Source organism: Micromonospora sp. WMMD730 (genome assembly GCF_049178955.1).
Taxonomy (GTDB): domain Bacteria; phylum Actinomycetota; class Actinomycetes; order Mycobacteriales; family Micromonosporaceae; genus Micromonospora; species Micromonospora wenchangensis.
In genome coordinates this window covers 4,029,315-4,049,338 of sequence record NZ_JBMHML010000002.1, presented here as the reverse complement: position 1 = coordinate 4,049,338, position 20,024 = coordinate 4,029,315, and the positions used below count along the sequence as shown (strand labels likewise).

Annotated in this window: 17 protein-coding genes; 8 read left to right on the top strand and 9 right to left on the bottom strand. The window is 72.1% G+C overall.

All coding sequences use genetic code 11. From position 1 onward, the window contains the following. The first annotated feature begins 10 nt into the window (after positions 1-10). On the top strand, positions 11-2,827 hold the full coding sequence (locus ACN265_RS17730) for a helix-turn-helix transcriptional regulator (RefSeq protein ID WP_421408594.1): 2,817 nt from the start codon (positions 11-13) through the stop codon (positions 2,825-2,827). Further along, a complete protein-coding gene (locus ACN265_RS17725) occupies positions 2,811-3,476 on the top strand; it encodes an O-methyltransferase (protein ID WP_420118427.1) in 666 nt (221 codons plus the stop codon). The genes ACN265_RS17730 and ACN265_RS17725 overlap by 17 nt, the downstream gene beginning before the upstream one ends. Before the next feature lie 168 nt (positions 3,477-3,644). On the opposite strand, the gene ACN265_RS17720 is transcribed toward ACN265_RS17725, so the two are convergent. From ACN265_RS17720 to ACN265_RS17690, 7 genes are all read right to left on the bottom strand, one after another. Beyond that, positions 3,645-4,853 carry an iron-containing alcohol dehydrogenase gene (locus ACN265_RS17720; protein ID WP_421408593.1) on the bottom strand — a complete coding sequence of 403 codons (1,209 nt, stop codon included), beginning with the start codon at positions 4,851-4,853 and terminating at the stop codon, positions 3,645-3,647. A gap of 57 nt (positions 4,854-4,910) precedes the next feature. Beyond that, a complete protein-coding gene (locus tag ACN265_RS17715; RefSeq protein ID WP_421408592.1) occupies positions 4,911-6,371 on the bottom strand; it encodes an NAD-dependent succinate-semialdehyde dehydrogenase in 1,461 nt (486 codons plus the stop codon). 96 nt (positions 6,372-6,467) lie between these two features. Beyond that, positions 6,468-7,544 carry an ABC transporter ATP-binding protein gene (locus ACN265_RS17710; protein ID WP_421408591.1) on the bottom strand — a complete coding sequence of 359 codons (1,077 nt, stop codon included), beginning with the start codon at positions 7,542-7,544 and terminating at the stop codon, positions 6,468-6,470. Then, a complete protein-coding gene (locus ACN265_RS17705) occupies positions 7,544-8,611 on the bottom strand; it encodes an ABC transporter ATP-binding protein (protein ID WP_421408590.1) in 1,068 nt (355 codons plus the stop codon). The genes ACN265_RS17710 and ACN265_RS17705 overlap by 1 nt, the downstream gene beginning before the upstream one ends. After that, positions 8,611-9,528 (bottom strand): carbohydrate ABC transporter permease, encoded by a 918-nt coding sequence (locus ACN265_RS17700; protein ID WP_204926723.1) that lies wholly within the window; start codon positions 9,526-9,528, stop codon positions 8,611-8,613. Before ACN265_RS17700 ends, ACN265_RS17705 begins: the two co-directional genes overlap by 1 nt. Then, positions 9,528-10,481 carry a carbohydrate ABC transporter permease gene (locus tag ACN265_RS17695; protein WP_204926722.1) on the bottom strand — a complete coding sequence of 318 codons (954 nt, stop codon included), beginning with the start codon at positions 10,479-10,481 and terminating at the stop codon, positions 9,528-9,530. Before ACN265_RS17695 ends, ACN265_RS17700 begins: the two co-directional genes overlap by 1 nt. Beyond that, on the bottom strand, positions 10,478-11,911 hold the full coding sequence (locus ACN265_RS17690; RefSeq protein ID WP_363654807.1) for an extracellular solute-binding protein: 1,434 nt from the start codon (positions 11,909-11,911) through the stop codon (positions 10,478-10,480). The genes ACN265_RS17695 and ACN265_RS17690 overlap by 4 nt, the downstream gene beginning before the upstream one ends. A gap of 414 nt (positions 11,912-12,325) precedes the next feature. Between ACN265_RS17690 and ACN265_RS17685 the strand changes: the two genes are divergently transcribed. The 4 genes from ACN265_RS17685 (at position 12,326) to ACN265_RS17670 (ending at position 16,022) form a co-directional block, all read left to right on the top strand. Further along, positions 12,326-13,069 (top strand): GntR family transcriptional regulator, encoded by a 744-nt coding sequence (locus ACN265_RS17685; RefSeq protein ID WP_420118434.1) that lies wholly within the window; start codon positions 12,326-12,328, stop codon positions 13,067-13,069. 89 nt (positions 13,070-13,158) lie between these two features. Beyond that, positions 13,159-13,728: a DJ-1/PfpI family protein gene (locus tag ACN265_RS17680; RefSeq protein ID WP_204926718.1), complete on the top strand. Its 570-nt coding sequence runs from the start codon at positions 13,159-13,161 to the stop codon at positions 13,726-13,728. A 19-nt stretch (positions 13,729-13,747) separates the two neighbouring features. Next, positions 13,748-14,569 (top strand): alpha/beta fold hydrolase, encoded by an 822-nt coding sequence (locus ACN265_RS17675; protein WP_421408589.1) that lies wholly within the window; start codon positions 13,748-13,750, stop codon positions 14,567-14,569. A 241-nt stretch (positions 14,570-14,810) separates the two neighbouring features. Further along, positions 14,811-16,022, top strand: coding sequence for a chitosanase (locus ACN265_RS17670; protein ID WP_421408588.1), 1,212 nt, complete (start codon positions 14,811-14,813; stop codon positions 16,020-16,022). A gap of 48 nt (positions 16,023-16,070) precedes the next feature. On the opposite strand, the gene ACN265_RS17665 is transcribed toward ACN265_RS17670, so the two are convergent. Beyond that, positions 16,071-16,622 (bottom strand): AbfB domain-containing protein, encoded by a 552-nt coding sequence (locus ACN265_RS17665; protein ID WP_421411519.1) that lies wholly within the window; start codon positions 16,620-16,622, stop codon positions 16,071-16,073. Positions 16,623-16,762: 140 nt separating this feature from the next. After that, the gene (locus ACN265_RS17660) at positions 16,763-18,424 is read right to left on the bottom strand and encodes a glycoside hydrolase family 2 protein (protein ID WP_421408587.1); all 1,662 of its coding nucleotides are present in this window, start codon (positions 18,422-18,424) and stop codon (positions 16,763-16,765) included. A 397-nt stretch (positions 18,425-18,821) separates the two neighbouring features. On the opposite strand from ACN265_RS17660, the gene ACN265_RS17655 reads away from it, so the two are divergent. After that, entirely contained in the window at positions 18,822-19,415 is a 594-nt protein-coding gene (locus ACN265_RS17655) for a hypothetical protein (protein ID WP_421408586.1), read from the top strand. Next, a complete protein-coding gene (locus ACN265_RS17650; protein WP_421408585.1) occupies positions 19,403-19,996 on the top strand; it encodes an AAA family ATPase in 594 nt (197 codons plus the stop codon). The genes ACN265_RS17655 and ACN265_RS17650 overlap by 13 nt, the downstream gene beginning before the upstream one ends. The last annotated feature ends 28 nt before the right edge of the window (positions 19,997-20,024 follow it).

The following is a 20,024-nucleotide window of genomic DNA, read 5'->3' as shown; positions in this document are numbered from 1 at the left end:
GAGTCACCAGGTGCTTTCCCGGTACCAGCTCGCCCTGCTCGCCGACCCGGCGCCCGACGACGGGCGGCACCGGGCACCGCCCCACGGCCGGCCCGAACTGATCGGCAGATCAGCCGAGAGGGAACTGCTCGACTCCCTGCTGCGTGGCCGGGTACGCCTCCCGGCCCTGCTGTTCAGCGGCGGGATCGGCGTCGGCAAGACGGCACTGCTGCGCGCCGCCGACGAACAGGCCCGCCGGGCCGGCCGCCGCGTCGTGTGGGTCACCGGCACACCCGTCGAGGCCGACCTTCCCTATTCGGGCCTGCACCAGCTGCTCTACGCCCTGCGTACGGAACTCGACCGCCTGCCCGCCCACCAGCGGGTCACCCTGTCGCGCATCCTCGGGCACGCCGACGGCCCCGTCCCCGACCGCCTGGCGACCTGCGCGGCCACCCTGTCCCTGGTCACCGAGCTGGCCGACGACGGTGGCCTGGTGGTGCTGGTCGACGACGCCCAGTGGATCGACCGGGAGAGCACCGAACTGCTCGCCTTCGTCGCCCGCCGGACCTGTGACCTGGCCGACCTGGTGCTGGTCGCCGCCGCCCACCAACCCGGACCACCGCTCGCCGTCGGACCACACGTCCGTCAGCTCGCGCCGCTGTCGGACCACGACGCCGGCCTGCTGATCGACGCCCGGCACCCCACCCTGCACAGCCGCGTCCGACGTGTCATCCTCGACCACGCCCAGGGCAACCCGCTGGCACTGATCGAGCTACCCAGGGCGCTCAGCCAGGAACAGCGGTGCGCGAGCATGCCGCTGCCGGTCCACCTGCCGGTGACCCCGAGGATCAGCGGGCAGTTCGGGGCACGCATCCGCGACCTGCCCGAGCCGGCCCGGCAGCTCCTGCTGGTCGCCGCCCTCGACGGGAGAGCCCGACTGGCGACGCTCACCGAAGCGACCGACGAGGCCGACGTGACCGCCCAGCTCGGCCCCGCCGAACGGCACCACCTCGTCACGGTGGGCACCGACCGGTTGCTCTTCACCCACCCACTGGTCCGGCTGACCACCATCGACCTGGCCACCCGGGCCGAGCTGCACACCGCCCACCGCCACCTGGCCCGGGTGACCACCGCCGACCGGGACGTCCGGGCCACGCACCTGGCGGCCGCGGCACTGGGCCCGGACGACTCCCTGGCCGAGGCCCTGGCGACGGCCGGGGACCGCGCCGCCGACCGGGGCGTCCTCACCACGGCCACCGAGATGTTCGCCCGTGCCGCCGAACTGAGCACCGCTGCGGCCGACCGCGCCGAACGGCTGGGCATCGCGGCCCAACTGGCCTGCCGCGCCGGCTGGCTCCGGTGGGCGGGACGCCTCAATCCGCCCCCGGGAGAGTTCGGCGTCACCACCCACACCGCTGCCGTCAGCGCGTACCTGCTCTCACTCGACGAGGGCGACGTGGACATGGCGCACCGTCGCCTCCTGCGGGTCTTCGACGACCCCACCACCAGCATGCCGATGCGTCGGATGGCACTGGAGATGCTGTTCCACGTGTGCGTCCTCGCCGACCGGCCGGACCACTGGACTGCCCTGGACACCGTCCTCGCCCGCCCCGACTGCGAGTCGGCGGACATCGTCCTGCGCTGCCGCGCGATCCTCTCCGGCCGGGACGGCGACGCCGACACGATGCGTGAGCGGTTCCTGGAACTGCTCGACCGCTGGCCGACGACACCGGCGGAACTCACCGCCCTGTCCACGGCGTCCCTCTCCGCCACCGCCGCCGCACTCGACGCGGTCACCGAGTTGCTGCCGGTGCTGCGTGGCCTGCCGGACGCCTCGGCCGACAGCCGGGGAGCACCGACGGCGAGGTTCGGCCTGCACATGGAGATCCTGGACCGCTACCAGTCGGGACGCTGGGACGAGGCGGAGACCCTCCTGCGGGAGAGCGCCACCGTCGCGGGCGTCAGCGGCCTGCGGACCCTGGAGGGCATCGCCCGCTGCCAGCGGGCGCTGCTGGCCGCCGTACGCGGTGAGACCGAACAGGCCCTGGAGCTGACCGACGAGGTGCTGCGCTGGGCCACCCCGCGTGGGATCGGGCTGGCGGTCATCCTGGCCCACCAGGCCCGGGCGCTGGTGGCCCTGGGCACCGGTGACCACGAACACGCCTACACGACCCTGTCCACCATCGCCCCCGCCGGGGCGGTGACCCGCCTGCCGGTCAGCGCCCGGCGCATCGTGTTCGACCTGGCCGACGCCGCCGTGCACACCGGGCACGGACCGCAGGCGGCCGCCTATCTGCAGGCGCTGCGCGACGGGGGATTCGACCGCCTCTCCCCGCGGATGACCATGCTGACCCACGGGGCCGCCGCCCTGCTCGCCCGGGACAGCCACACCGACGAGGCCTTCCGGCAGGCGCTGACCGCGCCGGGACACGAACGCTGGCCGCTGGAGCACGCCCGGATCCGTCTCGCCTACGGTGAGCGGCTGCGCCGCGCCAAAGAGATCGGCCCGGCCCGGGTGGAACTGGGCGCGGCACTGGAGGTCCTGGAGCGGCTCGGCGCCAAGCCGTGGGCGGCGCGGGCCCGCAACGAGCTACGGGCCGCCGGGCTGGCGGTCACCCGGCCCGCCGAAGGGCCGGCCGGGCTCACCGCGCAGGAGGAGTCCGTCGCCAGGCTCGCGGCCCAGGGCCTGACGAACAAGCAGATCGCCGTCCGGCTGCGCCTGTCGGACCGCACCGTCAGCGGACACCTCTACAAGGTCTACCCCAAGCTCGGGGTCACCTCACGGACCGGGCTACGTGACGCACTGGAGATACGAGCCGGAGGGGATACGGATGGCACAGCAGACTGAGTTCACCGAGGCACTGCTCGACTACGTCCGGCAGGTCTCGCTGCGCGACGACGAGATCCTCGCCGACCTGCGGCGGGAGACCGCCGCCCTGCCGATGGGCCGGGCGATGCAGATCATGCCGGAGGAGGGCCAACTGCTGGCCCTGCTCGTCAGACTGACCGCGGCGTCGCTCGCGGTGGTCGAGGTCGGGACCTTCACCGGCTACAGCACACTGTGCATGGCCAGGGCTCTCCCACCCGGCGGCCGGCTGGTCACGGTGGACATCTCCGAGCGGTGGCCGATGATCGCCGCACCGTACTGGGAACGCGCCGGGGTGGCCGACCGCATCGACGTACGCATCGGTGCCGCAGGGGAGGTCCTGGCCGACCTGGAGCGCGAACTCGGACCGGGCGCGGTGGACCTGGTGTTCATCGACGCCGACAAGGCGGGCTATCCGGGCTACTACGAGGCCGCGCTGCGACTGGTCCGCCGGGGCGGGCTGGTCGTCCTCGACAACACGGTGTTCTTCGGCCGGGTGCTCGACGAGGAACACCAGGACCGGGACACCGCCACCATCCGGGAGTTGAACGTCTCGCTGCTCGCCGACGACCGGGTCGACCTGGCGATGCTGTCCTTCGCCGACGGTCTCACCCTGGCGGTGAAGCGCTGAACCGACCCGACCCGCCCGCCGCGCCCTGACAGGCGGCCCACGCCCGGCCGCCGAGACGGCACCTGCCTCCTAGGACCCTTTGGAGGGTGTGCCCCGGTCGCCCGCACCGCAGGAGTAGGGCCCGGCCGCCGGGCACCGACCCGGCCCGGCGCCCGGCGGCCGTGCCCGTCAGCTCCGGTCGCCGGTCCAGGCCGCTTCGAGGATCGCGGTCAGGCTGGCGGTGTCGGTGGGCCCCGGATGGTTCTGGATCAGGCGGGTGACGCCGGAGGCCATCTCCGCGAAGCGGGGAAGGTCGGCGCGGGCCACCCCGATGTCCGCCAGGGTGGCCGGGATGCCGATGTCGGCGAGGAGCCCGTGGAGCCAGCCGAGGAACACCTCGGCGGCCTCGGCCGGCGCGGCGTCGGTCACGTCGAGCCCGCACACCCCGGCGAGGGTCGCCAACCGGTCGCCGACGGCGTCGCGGGCCGCGTCCAACGCGTACGGCAGCAGCAGCCCGACGCCCAGACCGTGCGGCGTGTGCGTGGCCGCGCCGATGGGGTACTGGAGAGCGTGCGGGGCCGCGTTGCCCGCGTGGGAGAAGGCGAGCCCGGCGAGCACCGACCCGTAGGACATGTCCGCCCGCGCCTCGGTGTCGCCGCCGTCCCGCACGGCCCGACGCAGGCTCCGGGCGATCCGCTCCGCAGCCAGGAGCGCATAGTGGTCGGTGACCTGGTTGCGGCCGAGGAACACCTGCTCCACCGGGTCGCGCGGCCCGTGGGGCCGGGGTCGCGCGGTGTAGCTCTCCACCGCGTGACAGAACGCGTCGATGCCGGAGTGGGCGGTGACGGTCGCCGGGCAGGTGTAGGTGAGTTCGGGGTCGACGATCGCGAAGTCCGGCACGATGTGGACGCTGGACACCCCCACCTTCAGCTCCCGGTCCGGATCGGTCAGCACCGAGACGGGGGTCAGTTCGGAGCCGGTGCCCGACGTCGTCGGGACCGCGACGAGCGGAATCGTCGGCCCCGGCACCCGCGCCTCGCCGTAGAAGTCGCGCGGTGTGCCCCCGTGGCACCGGATGACGCCGACGATCTTGGCGAGGTCGATCACCGTGCCGCCCCCGACGGCGAGGATCACGTCGGCGTCCACCGCGGCGGCGGCCGCGACGGCCCGGTCGACGTCGGCGAGGGGCACGTCGGGATTCGCGTCGGAGAACACCTCGACGACCTCGACCTTCTCCCGTACGGCGGCCACGATCGCGGCCACCCCCGGCTGCCCCAGCAGGGTCCGGTCGGTCACGACGAGGACCCGTGAGCCGTTCTCGGCCACCACCCGGGGGATGTTCTGCGCGACCCCTTCGCCGACGATCAGCTGGCGTGGTCCACGGACTGTCTCAAGCATGGCGGTGCCTCTCCGGAACGGCGGCGATGTGCTGGTCGGACGTCAGCGGCGGGACGGTCACGGCAGGTCGATCGCCGCGTAGGTGACGTCGAGGTACTCGAGGATGCCCTCGTGTGACCCCTCCTTGCCGATGCCGGACTGCTTCACGCCCCCGAACGGGGCCGACGGGTCCGAGATCAGGCCCCGGTTGACGCCGATCATCCCGGTCTGCAGACCCTCGGCGAACCGCAGCGCCCGCTGCAGGTCACGGGTGAAGACGTAGCCGACCAGGCCGTGCTCGGTGTCGTTGGCCTTCGCCATCACCTCGTCGTCGGACGTGAACCCGATGATCGGCGCCACCGGGCCGAAGATCTCCTCCCGCAGCATCCGCGCGTCGTCGGGCACGTCGACCAGGACCGTCGGCGGGTAGAAGTGACCCGGCCCGTCCGGGCGCACCCCGCCCACCAGGACCCGGGCGCCCCGACCGACCGCGTCGGCGACGAGGTCGTCGAGCTTGGCGACCGAGGGCTCGTCGATCAACGCCCCGACGTCCACGCCGTCGTCGAGGCCGCGGCCCACCACCAGCGCGCCCATCCGCTCGGCGAACCGCTTCGTGAACTCCTCGCGTACCGGCTCCTCGACGTAGATCCGGTTGGCCGCGATGCAGGACTCCCCGATGTTGCGCATCTTGGCCACCAGCGCACCGTGCAGCGCGACGTCCAGGTCGGCGTCGGCGCACACGATCAGGGCCGCGTTGCCGCCCAGCTCCATCGAGGTACGCAGCACGTTGTCCGCCGCCTGGCGCAGCAGCACCCGTCCGACCTCGGTCGACCCGGTGAACGACACCTTGCGGGTCCGGGTGTCGGCCAGCAGCGCCGAGACCACCTCACCGGAACGTCTGGTGGTCACCACGTTGACCACACCCGCGGGGACGCCTACCTCCTCCATGATGCGGGCCAGCAACAGCATGGTCAGCGGCGTCTGGGCCGCCGGTTTGGTGACCGTCGTGCAGCCCGCGGCCAACGCCGGGGCGATCTTGCGGGCGCCCATGGCCAACGGGAAATTCCAGGGCGTCACGAACACGCACGGTCCGACCGGCTTCGGCACGGTGAGGATGCGGTACCCCCCGGCGGGAGCGGTGCTGTAGCGCCCCTCGACCCGTACCGCCTCCTCGGCGAACCACCTGAAGAACTCGGCGCCGTAGGCCACCTCCGCCCGGGCCTCGGCCAGCGGTTTGCCCATTTCGAGGGTGATCAGCCGGGCGACCTCCTCGGACCGGTCGGTCAGGGCCCGGTACGTCGCGGTCAACAGCTCCGACCGTTGCCGTGGCGGGGTCGCCGCCCACGACGCCGCCGCCCCGCTCGCCGCCTCCAGCGCGGCCAGCCCGTCGTCGACGCCGGCGTCGGCCACCTCGGCGACGGTCGTGCCGGTGGCGGGGTCCTCGACGGCGAAGGTGGCGCCGCTCGCGGCGTCCCGCCAGGAGTCGCCGATCCGCAGCCGCCGGTGCTCGGGGGCCAGGACGTCCATCGGGTCACTCATTGCGTCGCCTCCTGTGCTCTTCGTGGTGATGTCCGGCGTGCCGCGACGGGACGGGTCACCGGCCCGTAACCGCAGGCCGGCGCGCCGCCGCCCCGGCTACCGCCCAGCCGCCGACAGCGACAGCCCGGTGCCCGCGTCGAACAGGTGTGCCCGGTCCAGGTCGACCGCCACCCGCAGCCGCTCGCCCGGCGTACCGGTGACGGTGGGTCGGGCCTTGACCTTCAGGATCTCCGTGCCCACCCGCACGTCGACCACCGTCCGGTCACCGAGGGGTTCGAGCCCGTAGAGCTCACCGGGCAACGACGCGTCCCCGCGCCGCTCCACGGACAGGTCCTCCGCACGCAGGCCCAGCATCAGCGCCTGACCGTCCTTGGCGGTGGCCCAGCGGGGCCGGGGCAGCGTCCAGCCTGCCGCGCCGACCAGTTGGTCCCCCTCGGCGTGGCAGGCGAGCAGGCTGATCGGCGGGCTGCCGACGAAGCCTGCGACCCACTGGTTGGCCGGCCGCTCGTACACCTCGGTCGGGGTGCCGACCTGTTGCACCGTGCCCTCCCTGAGGACCGCGACCTGGTCGGCCATGGACAGCGCCTCGACCTGGTCGTTGGTCACGTAGACGAACGTCGCCCCGAGGCTGCGGTGGATGCGGGTCAGCTCGGTGCGCATCTCGACCCGGAGCTTGAGGTCGAGGTTCGTCAACGGCTCGTCCATGAGGAACGCGCGGGGGCTGCGGACCAGCGCCCGGGCCAGCGCGACCCGCTGCATCTCTCCACCCGACAACTGCGCGGGACGACGGTGCAGCAGCCGTTCGATGTGCAGCAGGCCCGACATCCGCTCGACGGCCGCGGCGATCTCACCCGCCGAGCGGCGACGCGCCCGCAGCGGCGAGGCGATGTTCTCGTACGCGGTGTGCCGGGGGTAGAGGGCGTAGTTCTGGAACACCATGGCCAGGTCGCGGACGGCCGGGGCGTCGGCGGTCGCGTCCCGGCCGTCCAGGTGCACCGACCCGGCGTCGAGCTTGTCCAGGCCGGCGATCGCCCGCAGGGTCGTCGTCTTGCCCGCACCGGACGGCCCGAGCACGACGAAGAACGCGCCGTCCGGCACGTCCAGCGTCACCCCGTCCAGGGCGCGGACCTTGCCGAAGGACTTGCACAGCCCCTTGACCGCAACGGTTCCCATCAGGCCACCAGCTCTTCCGTGCGCACGTCGTAGACCGCCGGGGTCCCGCCGGTGTACCGCAGCCCGACCTTCGCGTCGGCGGCGAACCGTACGGTCGGTGGCATCCGGACCCGGACGTCGCGTCCGCCGCTGTGGTCGACCACGTAGATGATCTCGTCGCCGAGCCACTCGGCCGACACCACGCGGGCCGGCACCGACCGGTCCGCTCCCGGCGCGGTGACCTCCAGCGCCTCCGGCCGCACGCCCGCCACCAGGGGACGGTCGCGGGGCAGGCCCGGCGGTGGCGTGAGGACCAGTCCGCCCTGACCGCGCAGCTTCCCGTCGGCCACCTCCACGTCGATGAGGTTCATCGGCGGGGAGCCGATGAACGCCGCGCAGAACAGGCTCGCCGGACGGTCGTACACCTCAAGCGGGGTCCCGATCTGCTCGACGCGGCCCTTGTTGAGGATGGCGATGCGGTGACCGAGCGACATCGCCTCGACCTGGTCGTGGGTGACGTAGACCATCGTCGCCCCCAGTTCCCCCTGCAGGTGTTTGATCTCGGTGCGCATGTCCGCCCGCAGTTCCGCGTCCAGGTTGGTGAGGGGTTCGTCCATCAGGAAGGCGCGTGGCCGGCGCACCAGGGCGCGGGCGAGCGCGACCCGCTGCTGCTCCCCGCCGGAGAGCTGACGGGGCCGCCGGTCCAGCAGCGGACCGAGCCGCATCAGCCGGGCCGCCTCCTCGACCCGCTCCCGCACCTCGTGCTTGGGCAGTCCCTCGGCCCGCAGCGGGAACGCCAGGTTGTCGCGGGTCTTCAGGTGCGGGTACAGCGCGTAGAACTGGAACACCATGGCGATGTCGCGTTCGGCCGGCGGCAGGTCGTTGACCAGCGTGTCGCCGATGTGGATGTCGCCGCTGGTCTGCCGCTCCAGGCCGGCGATCGCCCGCAACGTGGTCGTCTTGCCGCACCCCGACGGGCCGAGCATCACGAACAGTTCGCCGTCGCCGATGGACAGGTCGACGTGCTCGACGGCGACCGTGCCGTCCGGGTAGCGCTTGTGCAGGGCGCTCACCTCGATGCCCGCCATCAGCGTCGCACCGCCCCGAGGGTCACACCGGCGACGAGGTGCCGGCGTACCAGGTAGGCGAAGACGAGCACCGGCAGGGCGAAGACCACCGAGGCGGCGGCCACCAGACCCCAGTCCACGGTGGTGCCGCCGATCAGGCCGGCGATCGCCGGTGGGGCCGTACGGACCTCGTCGCTGGAGGTGAGGAAGATGGCGAACACGAACTCGTTCCACGAGAAGATGAGCGCGAACACCGCCGTCGCGGCGATGCCGGGCACGAGCAGGGGGAGGGTGAACTTCCAGAACGCCTGCAGGCGGCTGTAGCCGTCGAGCATGGCGGCGTCCTCGTACTCGGCGGGCACCTCGTCGACGAACCCCTTCATCATCCAGATCGTGAACGGGACGTTGAACGCGGCGTAGATGAGGATCAGGCCGAGCTTGGTGTCGATGAGTCCGGCCTGGCGGTACATGAGGAAGATCGGCACCACGACCACCACGGGCGGCATGAACCGGGTGGACAGGATGAAGAACAGCTGGTCCTTCTTGGCCTTCAGGGTGAAGCGGGAGTACGCCCAGGCCGCCGGCACCCCCAGCACGGTGGCCAGCACCGTGGACACCCCGGCGACGACCACCGAGTTGAGGAACGCCACGGACAGGGCCGAGCGGCCGCCGTCGGCGCCGACGAAGACGTCCCTGAAGTGGTCGAGGGTGACCGTGAAGCCGAAGAACTCGGCCGGCACGGCATAGACGTCCCGGTTCTCCTTGATGGACGTCTCGATCATCCACAGCACCGGGAAGAGCATCACGACGGCCAGCGCGGTCAGCAGCACGACCTCCAGCACCGACCGGCCGCGGCCCCGGCGGCGCACGCGGCGTGCGGGGGACGGGCGGTCCGGGGTCGGGCCTGCGGACACGGCCTCGTCGACGGAGACGGCCATCAGCCCTCCTTGAGTTTGTTCAGGTAGCGCAGGTAGAGCTGCGTGAGGACGATGACGACGAGGACCATGAGGATTCCGTACGCCGAGGCGGTGCCGGTGTTGAAGCCCAGGAACGCCACCTTGTAGACGTGGAACGACAGCGTCTCGGTGGAGACCCCGGGACCTCCGTTGGTGAGGATGTAGACGAGGTCGAACAGCCGGAACGCCTCGATGGCCCGGAACAGCACGGCGATGAGCAGCAGCGGCCACACCAGCGGAAGGGTGATGGTGCGGAACCGGAACCACTCGGACGCCCGGTCGATCGAGGCGGCCTCGTACAGGTACTTGGGCACGGCGGTGAGGCCGGCGAGGGCGATGAGCATGATGAACGGCGTCCACTGCCAGGTGTCGACCACGATCAGGGACACCAGGGCCGTCCGCTGCCGGGTGAGCCACTCCACCTGCCCCAGGCCGAGTGAGCCGAGCATGCTGTTGACCACGCCGAACTGCGCGTCGAGCATGAACCGCCAGAACAGCCCCACCACGACCGGCGACAGCATCATCGGCACCAGGAACAGGGTGGTCAGCACGCCCCGCCCGTGGGTGCGCCGGGAGATCAGGTAGGCGATGGAGAAGCCGAGCACGGTCTGCAGGGTGACCGCGCCGACCACGTAGATCAGCGTGGTCAGGGCCCGTTGGTGGACCTGCGCCGACGTCAGGATGGCGGTGTAGTTGCCGAAGCCGACGAACCGGGCGGGCCCCCCTCGGGTGGCCGAGTAGTCGGTGAACGACAGGTACAACGCCCACAGCAGCGGGAACACCGACATGCCGAGCAACAGCAGCAGCGCGGGGGAGATGAAGGCCACGGCGAGGCCGCGGTCGCTGAGCCGGCGGCGGGACCGGCCCGGTGCAGGTGGCGTCGCGGACGCCACCTGCCCGGGGCGGTCGGTCGTCAGCGGGACGGGGTCTTTCACAGCCCGCCGCCGCCCTTGCGGTTGCTGGAGTCGAGCACGCCCTGCTGCTCCCGGGCGATGTCGTCGAGCGCGGCCTTCGGGCTCTTCGCGCCGTTGAGCGCCGCGTTGACGTTCGTGTTCTCGATGTCTACGAGACGCGCGTACTCGGGCACGTTCCACATGTCCCGCATCCGAGGCACCGAGTCGGCGTACACCTGGTTGAACGGTCCGGCGTTGAGGAACTCGGGCGACTGCAGGGCGTCGGTACGCGACGGCACGCCACCGGCCGCGGCCCACTTCTTCTGCACGTCGGCCTGCTCGAACCACCGCATGAAGTTCAGGGCCTCGGCCTGCTGCGCCGAGGGGGAGTAGGCCGACACGTGCATCCCCATCCCGCCGAGCGGGACCAGGTTCGTCTTCTGGGTCGGCAGGGTGGCGAACCCCAGCTTGGAGAGGATCTGCTCCCGGGTGGTGCCGAGCGTCGACTGCTTCGGGTCGAGCAGGCCGCCGCTCGCGGCGATCCAGTTGAACGCGATGCACGCCTTGCCCTGGGCGACCGCCGCGTTCACCTCGTCGATGAACCAGTTGCCGGAGCCCTTGGCGGTCAGCGGCTTCATCTTGTTGACCAGGACGTCCATCGCCTCGTGACCCGCGGTGTCGTTGAGAACGCCGTCGATCTTGCGGCTCTTGGCGTCCCAGAGGTTGCCGCCGTAGACGCCGTTGACCGTGTTGTAGGTGACGGCCGCCGCGTCGGAGCCGTTGGCCTGGTGGAAGGCGAGCCCGCTGACGCCCGGGTTGTCCGCCTGGCACTTCGCGGCGACCGAGATCATCTCGTCCCAGGTCTGCGGGGGCTTGTCGCCGATCAGGTCCTTGCGGTAGATCATCGTCCAGGTGTCGCCGAGCAGCGGCAGCCCGTACAGGCTGGCGTTCTCGTCGCGCTTGCCGGTCTCGGCCTGCGGGAACTGGCCGTACGCCGCCAGCAGGTACGGGTTGTAGGCGTCGACCTCGATGTTCTTCTTGACGAAGTCGGTCAGGTCGAGGATGTTGCCGTTGGTCACGGCCTCGCCGATGTGCTGCGAGTCCAGGATCGCGATGTCGAAGTCGGTCTTGCGTGCGGCGAACTGGGTGAACATCGCGTCGTGCCAGTTCGCGTTCGGCACGGTGTTGACCTTGATGGTCGCGTTCGGCCGTTCCTTCTTGTACTCCGCGTTCGCGAAGTCCTCCAGCGCCTTGGCCGGGGGCCAGTCGAACCAGATGAAGCTGAGGGTCAGCGGGTCCTTGGTGAGCTCGGGGACCGTCGCCGGCGCTTTCGGGGCGCCGGCCTTCGTGCCGTCGTCCCCGCCGTCGCCGCACGCCGCGAGGGTCGTGGCGAGCAGCAGCATGGCGGCCGTCGCCAGCCGTACCTTGCGCCGGGAGACCGATGTTCGACCGATTCGCTTCGGGTGCCGCATGGTGGTACCTGCTTTCTGGGGTGGTGGGGACTTCGAGAGCCTCGCTATGTGCCTCGCCGAGCAGGTGCTTGGTTGTTCAGGCGTGGTGCCGGGCCGGCGCGGGGGCCGCCCCGTTGACCGGTGTCACGGACACGCCATGACCTGCCGGTTCGTCGTCGTGCCGGTTCGTCGTCGTGCCGTCGGCAGGCACGCCGACCCGTCGGTGACCCGGTGACGGGCCGGGCGGGACGTCGAGCATGCTCATGGGAGCTCCAGTTGATCGAGTGGAGCGCTGGCAGGCGTTACGGCGACGGTGCAGAATGACGGTCGCCCGTCACGTTTCCTATACGATCGGGTGGGGGGCGTCAGCATGTCGCAGCGTCGTAACTGATGTCAACAGGTTCCCGAAGGTGCACGAAAGGACCTCACGTCACGATGGACGACGAAGCGATCAGCGCGCGGGGCCGCACGGCCGCGCCGGGTACGACGTCACCCGCGCGATCGCGCGGCCGGCTCGCCGACGAGGTGTACGACACGCTGCTCGGACAGCTGATGTCGCTACGGATCGAGCCCGGCTCCCGCGTCACGATCGACGTGCTGGCGCGCGAGCTGGGCGTCTCGCAGACGCCGATCCGCGACGCGCTCAACCGGATGGAGGCCGAGGGCCTGGTCGTCCGGGTGCCCCACGCCGGCTACCGCATCCCACCCCAGATCACCCGCCAGCGGTTCGAGGACATGCTGGAGGTCCGTCTGCTCCTGGAGCCGGCGGCGGCGCGCAGGTCCGCCGAACGCGCGTCGCTTTCGCAGGTGGCCGGCCTGCGCCGGATGCTGGAGGAGATGGCGGAACTGGAGGGGGGCGTCGGGCCCACCGCCTACGGCGCCTTCGGGCTGCGCGACGCGGCCTTCCACGACCTGGTCGCCCGCAGCGCGGAGAACCAGGTCATCCGGGAGACGCTCGCCCGCCTGCACAGCCACGTGCACCTGTTCCGGCTGCACCACGACACCCAGGTCACCCACCTGGCGATGGCCGAGCACGAGGACGTGGTGGCCGCGATCGCCGCGCGGGACCCCGACGCCGCCGCCTACGCGATGCGCCGGCACATCCTGCGCTCCGGCGAGCGCTTCCGTCGGCTGTTCGACGAGATCAAGGACGGCGACGCGTTGACCGTGCGGTCTTGACGGGCGGGCGGGGCGAAGGAATGCTAGCTCAATCGGATCGGATTGGATCGCGTCCACCTCACCGCCACCACCATTGCGAGGAGAAGCAGATGCCCCGAGCGCTGCTCCTGACCGGCGACGCTGCCGAGGAACTCGACACGATGTACCCCTACTACCGCGTCCAGGAGGGCGGCTGGGAGGTCGACGTCGCGTCCCGCACGCGACGTGACGTGCAACTGGTCATCCACGAGTTCGACCCGAACTCCGACGCCTACGTGGAGAAGAACGGCCGCAAGCTGCCGGTCGACGTGCCCTGGGCCGAGGTCGACGTCGAACGCTACGACGCCCTGATCATCCCAGGGGGACGCGCGCCCGAGTGGATCCGGGTCGACGCCGACGTCAGGCGCATCACCGAGCACTTCTTCGCGCGCAACCTCCCCGTCGCCCTGGTCTGCCACGGCGCTCAGGTCCCGGCGGTCTACGGCCTGCTCAAGGGCCGCAAGACGGCGTGTTTCCCGCCCATCACCGGCGACATGGAGAACGCCGGCGCGACGGTCATCGACGCGCCCGACGTCGTCGACGGCAACCTCGTCTCCTGCCGGGGCTGGCCCGACATGCCGCAGTTCGGCCGGGCCATGATGGAACTCTTCGCGAAGTCCGTCGACGCCGCCTCGGCCTGAGCGCACCCGGCCCGTGCCGATGACGACCACGCGGACGGTCACCGTCGACGGCTCTCCCGTCCACGTCCTCGACAGCGGCACCGGGCCGGCGGTGCTGATGCTGCACGGCTCCGGACCCGGCACCACCGGGTCCGGAGCCTGGGCGGCGACGGCGCAGGCGCTGGGCCCGTCCTGGCGGGTGCTGGCCCCCGACCACGCGGGGTTCGGCCGTACCCCCGTCCCGGCGGGCTCCCGGGGCGGCCTGCGCCTGTGGACCCGGCAGGCCGCGGGCCTGATGGACGCGCTCGGCATCGGGGACTACGCCGTGGTGGGCCACTCCATGGGCGGAGCCGTGGCGCTGGCCCTGGCGGCCGAGCATCCCGGCCGGGTCACCCGGGTCGTGGCGGTCTCGACGATGGGTGCCCCCGGGGCACCGCTGTCGGCCGACCTCGACGCGCTCTGGGCCGCCCCCGCCGGCCCGACCGGGGCGCGGGACATGCTGAGCCGGCTCTTCCTCGACCAGGCGCTCGTGACCGATGCTGCGGTCGCCGCCCGCGCGGACGCGATGCTGGCGGGGGCCGCCGCGTACGCGTCATTGTTCCCGCCGCCCCGGCAGCGATGGGTCGACGACCTGACCCTCACGGCGGGGACGCTGGCCGCGATCCGCGTGCCCGTGCTGCTGGTGCACGGGGTCGACGACCGGGTGACCCCGCTCGACCCGGCGACCCGGCCGCTGCTCGAGCACCTGGCCGACGTCCGGCTGCACGTGTTCGGCAGGTGCGGGCACGTGCCGGCGGTCGAGCACCCGCACGAGTTCCGGCACCTGCTGTCGGGTTTTCTCCGCCCGGAGCACCGTTCCTGACCGTGGGGTGGCGGCGCGGTCCGGCCGGCACCGCGACCGTGCCGCCCCCTTGGGTGCGGTCGGCCGGTGCGCCGGGTGCCGCCCTGACCTGCCATGATCGCTCGGTGCGGTGATTGACAGTCGATCGACGCACTGCTATCAGTAAATAGACCTTACTGATTGCTGCGGTGCCCGCCCGGGCGCACGTCGCGTCCGGGCACCGACCGGCCGGCGCCCCGCCGCCCCATCCCCGAGGAACGCCATGGTGCGCAGAAGAACAGTCGCCTACGCCGTGGGCACCCTGCTGGCCGGCATCGCGTCGGTCGGCTACGGCCTGCCGTCGGCCAGCGCCGCGACCGCCGGCCCGATCACCGGTCTGGCCGGCAAGTGCGTCGACGTGGCCGGCGCCAACCCGGCCAACGGCACCGCCGTGCAGCTCTACGACTGCAACGGCACCGCCGCCCAGACCTGGACGGTGGGCAACAGCGACAGCTCGATCCGCGCGCTCGGCAAGTGCCTCGACGTCACCGCCGCGTCGACCACCAACGGCGCCAGGATCCAACTGTACGACTGCAACGGCACCGGCGCCCAGAAGTGGACCACCGCAAGCGGTGGCGCCCTGGTCAACCCCGCCTCGGGCAAGTGCCTCGACGTGACCGACCGGAGCACCGCCAACGGCACCCGACTGCAGATCTGGACCTGTGGCGGCACCACCAACCAGCAGTGGACCCTGCCCGGTGGCGGCACCCCCACCCCGACCGCCACCGCCCCGGCCGGCACCAACCTCGACGACCCGGCGAAGAAGGACGTCGCCATGCAGCTCGTCTCGGCGGCCGAGAACTCCTCGCTCGACTGGCGCGCCCAGTTCTCCTACATCGAGGACATCGGCGACGGCCGGGGCTACACCGCCGGCATCATCGGTTTCTGCTCCGGCACCGGCGACATGCTCGAACTGGTCCAGGCGTACACGAACACCAAGCCCGGCAACGTGCTGGCCGGATACCTGCCCGCGCTGCGCGCCGTCAACGGCACCGCCTCGCACGCCGGCCTCGACCCCAACTACCCCCGGGACTGGCGCACCGCCGCCAACGACCAGGTGTTCCGGGCCGCGCAGGAGTCCGAGCGGGACCGGGTCTACTTCACCCCGTCGGTGCGGGACGGGAGGAACGACGGGGTCCGGGCACTCGGCCAGTTCGCCTACTACGACGCGGCGGTCATGCACGGGTACGAGGGCATGCGCCAGATCCGCAGCCGCGCCCTGCTCCGGGCGAAGCCCCCGGCGCAGGGCGGCAACGAGCGGACCTGGCTCACCGCGTTCCTCGACGAGCGGGTCGTCGAGATGAAGAAGGAGGAGGCCCACTCGGACACCTCCCGGGTCGACACCGCCCAGCGGGTGTTCCTCGACAACGGCAACTTCGACCTGAACACGCCACTGGTGTTCGCCGTCTACGGCGACCAGTTCCGCATCGGCTGACCCCACCGCCGGGGCAGCCACGCTGCCCCGGCGGGATGGCGGCCCCGCTCAGGGTGCCCAGGGGGTCGTGACGTTCCAGGTGCTGTCCGCGGCCCACAGGACGGGTGAGTTCCACGCCTCGCCGCCCGTGCCGTTGCTCAGCCACACCTCCGAGGCGTAGTGCCGCAGGTACCTGCCACGGAAGTTGTACGACTCCAACGAGACCCCGCTCCCGCCGACCCCGACCCGGGCACACCAGGTGGCGTCCGCGCGCAGCAGCGCCGAACCGTCGTTCGGGGAGTTGCGTACCCGCGACTCCTGGTGGCGCAGGAACTGCCCGGGGAAGTTGACCGACTCGAACGAGTAGCACGCCGGATCGGCCAGCCCGGCCCGGACCGTGTACGTCGCGTCGTTCCTGAGCAGCGCCGAGCTGTCCGCGTTCACCACCTCGGTGTAGGCGAGGCTGTCCCGGTGCCGCAGGAACCGGTCGGTGTACCCGGGGGTCGTCACCTGCAACGACCGGCGGGCGTTCAGCGGCAACGCCACCGGCGCCGAGCTGCCGACGGACCGTGACGCGGTGATCAGGGCCAGGTTGGCGGCCCTCACCCGGGCCTGGTCCATCTTGACCACCTGCCGGTCGTAGGTGAGGAATCCGTTCAGCTCACCCTCCTGGTCGGTGATCTCGGTGTAGACCGAGGCGCTCAGCCCCTTGCCGAGCATGAGGTTCTGCGTGCCCTGCACGAGGCCGATATAGCGGTCGGTCAGCGCGGTGGAGTTCGGTTGCCACTCGTAGGCGAAGAAGCTGCCGTTCGGGCTCCACTCGTGCCCGGGTACGTGCAGGCCGAGGCCGCCGAACTCGCCGAGCACGGCGATCCGGCTGCTCGACGGCACCGGCGAGTCCGGTCCCAGGTAGACGTGCCAGTCGTCGATGTCGCCGACGCCGGGGTCGCCCAACGACTGGCAGCAGTTGTGGCCGCTGTGCGCGTTGACCAACCGGGTCGGGTCCTGGGCCTTGACGGCCTGGGCGACCCGGCGGGTGTCGGCCAGCGCCCGTCCCCCCACCCCTCGTTGTAGACGGTCCAGGTGACGACGGCCGGCGAGCTGCGGTGCTCGTCGACGATCTCGCGGGCCTCGGCTTCGAGCTGCGCCTGCTGCGCGTCGGTGGCGTCGATGTCCTGCGCGGTCAGCGACGGGACGTCCTGCCACACCAGCAGGCCGAGCCGGTCGGCGTGGTAGAACCAGCGCTGCGGTTCGACCTTGATGTGCTTGCGCACCATGTTGAAGCCCAGGTCCTTGTGCTTCTGCAGGTCGAATGCCAGCGCGGCGTCGGTGGGCGCGGTGTAGAGCCCGTCCGGCCAGAACCCCTGGTCGAGCGTGCCGACCTGGAAGACGAACTGGCCGTTGAGCTTGGGCCGCAGGACGCCGTTGACGACGCCGGTGCTGATCTCGCGCATGCCGAAGTAGTGGGTGGTGCGGTCCACCTGGACGCCCGCGGCATTACGCAGGGTGACGCGTAGCTGGTAGAGGAACGGGGTGTCGGGCGACCAACGGCGGGCGTTCGGCACGGGCACCGTGAACTCGGTGAAACCGCCGGTGGCGGAGCCGACCACGGTGGTGCCGTCGAGCGCTTCGGCCAGGACGCTGTGCCCGCTGACGTCGCCCCGGGTGAGAACCCGGACGCGCAGGGTGTTGTCGGCCAGGCGCGGCGAGAGGTCGGCCCGGCTGATCGAGGCGGTCGGCACCGGTTCCAGCCACACCGTCTGCCAGATGCCCGAGCTGGGGGTGTAGAAGATCCCGCCGGGCTGCTTGGTCTGCTTGCCGATCGGCGGCAGGCTGCCGTTCTGCCGGCTGTCCGTCGGGTCCCACACCTTCACCACGATCTCGTTCGCGCCGCCCCGCAACTGGGCGGTGACGTCGAAGCTGAAGGCGTCGTAGCCGCCGGTGTGCCCACCGACCGCCACGCCGTTGACCCAGACGGTGCTCTGCCAGTCGACGGCGCCGAAGTGCAGCAGCACCCGACGTCCGTTCCAACTCCCGGGCACCGTCACGACCCGCCGGTAGAACAGGTAGTTGCGGGTGTCGCCGGCGGCGCGCTGCACCCCGGACAGGGCGCTCTCCACCGGGAACGGCACGTTGATCCGCTCGGGCAGGTCGGTGCCGAACGTCGGGGCGTCGTCGGTGGCGGACTGGCGCAACTGCCACTCGCCGTTGAGGGTGAGCCAGTCCGCCCGGGTCATCTGGGGTCGCGGGTACTCCGGCAGGGGCGTGCCGTCGAGCGCCTGGGCGGTCCAGGGGGTGGTCAGCGGCGGGTTCTTGGCCGGTGCGGCGTGCGCCGGGCCGGCCGGCGCGGTGAGCAGTCCGGCGGCCAGGGTGAGGACGAGCAGGAGGGGTGCGGCGAGGCGGACGGGATCGGGACGTGTCATGCCGTCTCCATCGGACGTGCCGCCGGGGCCGGGCTGCGCCGCCGGCGGCTGGCAGTGGGGGTGTGGGGCGGCGGGTCAGGTCGCGTCCGGCCCGACCGGTCGGGCGCGGACGTCGGGGGATCTCCGGGGCGATCGGTGGCGGTCGTCATGAGGTGCCTGCTGGCCGCCCCACGGTATCGGACCCTGGGGGACAAAGGGACCGCATACGGACCGGGCGCGGCCCGGCGGGCGACCTTCCCGCCGGTACGATGCCAGGCATGGGGTGGGGGACCGCGACGAGCACGGCGACGGTGTCGCCGGCCGCCGCGTGCCGGGTCCCGACCGCATCCCGCCTGGCCCGGGTACCGCTCCACGCCGTCGCCGACCGGCACCGGCCCGGCCGGGGCCGTCCGACCCGGTGAGCCCCGGCGGCACCGACGCGAGCCTGCTGGCACTGGCGGTGGGCCTCGTCGTCGCGGTCTCGCTCATCGCGGTGATCACGGTGGTCCTGCGCCGTCGAGGTGACCGCCGGGACCTGCCGGGCACCCAGGTCCGCGACCTGGAGGCGCGGGTCGTCGCCGCCGCGTCCCCGGACGCGGACACCCGGGCGTGGGCCGCGGCCACCCGGATCGCCGCCGCCCGCAGTCACGAAGCCGCCTCCCCTGACCGCGCCCCCGGCCCTGCCGACCCGCCGGCCGCCGGCACGCCTGCTGCGGACGCCACGTCACCCGGAGCGGAAACCCCGGACGGTACGGCGGGGGACCGGCCGGTCCAGGACCCCACCGCCCCGCCGACCGGGTGGCCGTCGACGGCCGGAGGCGACAGCGACGCGATGGCTGACGCGTTCGCCTGGCTCCGGATCGCGGCCCTCGTGGAAGCCGGCCAGCGTGAGCAGGCCGTCGAGCTGCTCGGTGCCACCATGGCCATTTCGGTGGACGAGGCGGAACTGCTGGTCGACGGCCTGGACGGGGCGGGTGACCGCCACACCGGGGGTACGCGGTGGCGCGACTGATCCATCTGAACGGGCCGCCGGGCATCGGAAAGTCCACCCTCTCGGCGCGCTACGCCGACCGCCACCCCGGCACCCTGAATCTCGACGTCGACGCGCTGCACCGCCTCGTCGGCGGATGGCGCGACGAGGAGTTCGACACCTGGCCCGTCGTGTGGTCCCTGGTGCGGGCGATGGTGACGGTCCGGTTGGCCGGCGGAGGTGACGTCGTCCTGCCGCAGTACCTCGCGACGGTCGACGAGATCGACGGTCTCGCGGCGCTCGCACGCGGGCAGGGGGCGGGTTTCCACGAGGTCGTCCTGGTCGACGAGCGGGAGACCGCGATCGAGCGGTTCCACCGCCGCGCCCGCGACACCGACGACGAGTGGGTCCACCACCACCGTCAGCTCATCGCGCGCGTCGACGGATCGGCCGTGCTCGGCACCATGTACGACGACCTGATGCGGGTGGTCCGCCTACGTCCCGGAGTGGTGCTGGTGCCGAGCGCGGCGGGGGCGGTGCAGGCCACCTACGACCTGCTGGTGGGCGCGCTGGACCGCCCCGGCTCCGGCCGGCCGGGATCCGCGCGGGCCGGGGGTCGGTGACCCCCGGCCCGCGTCGGTCACCGCCCGC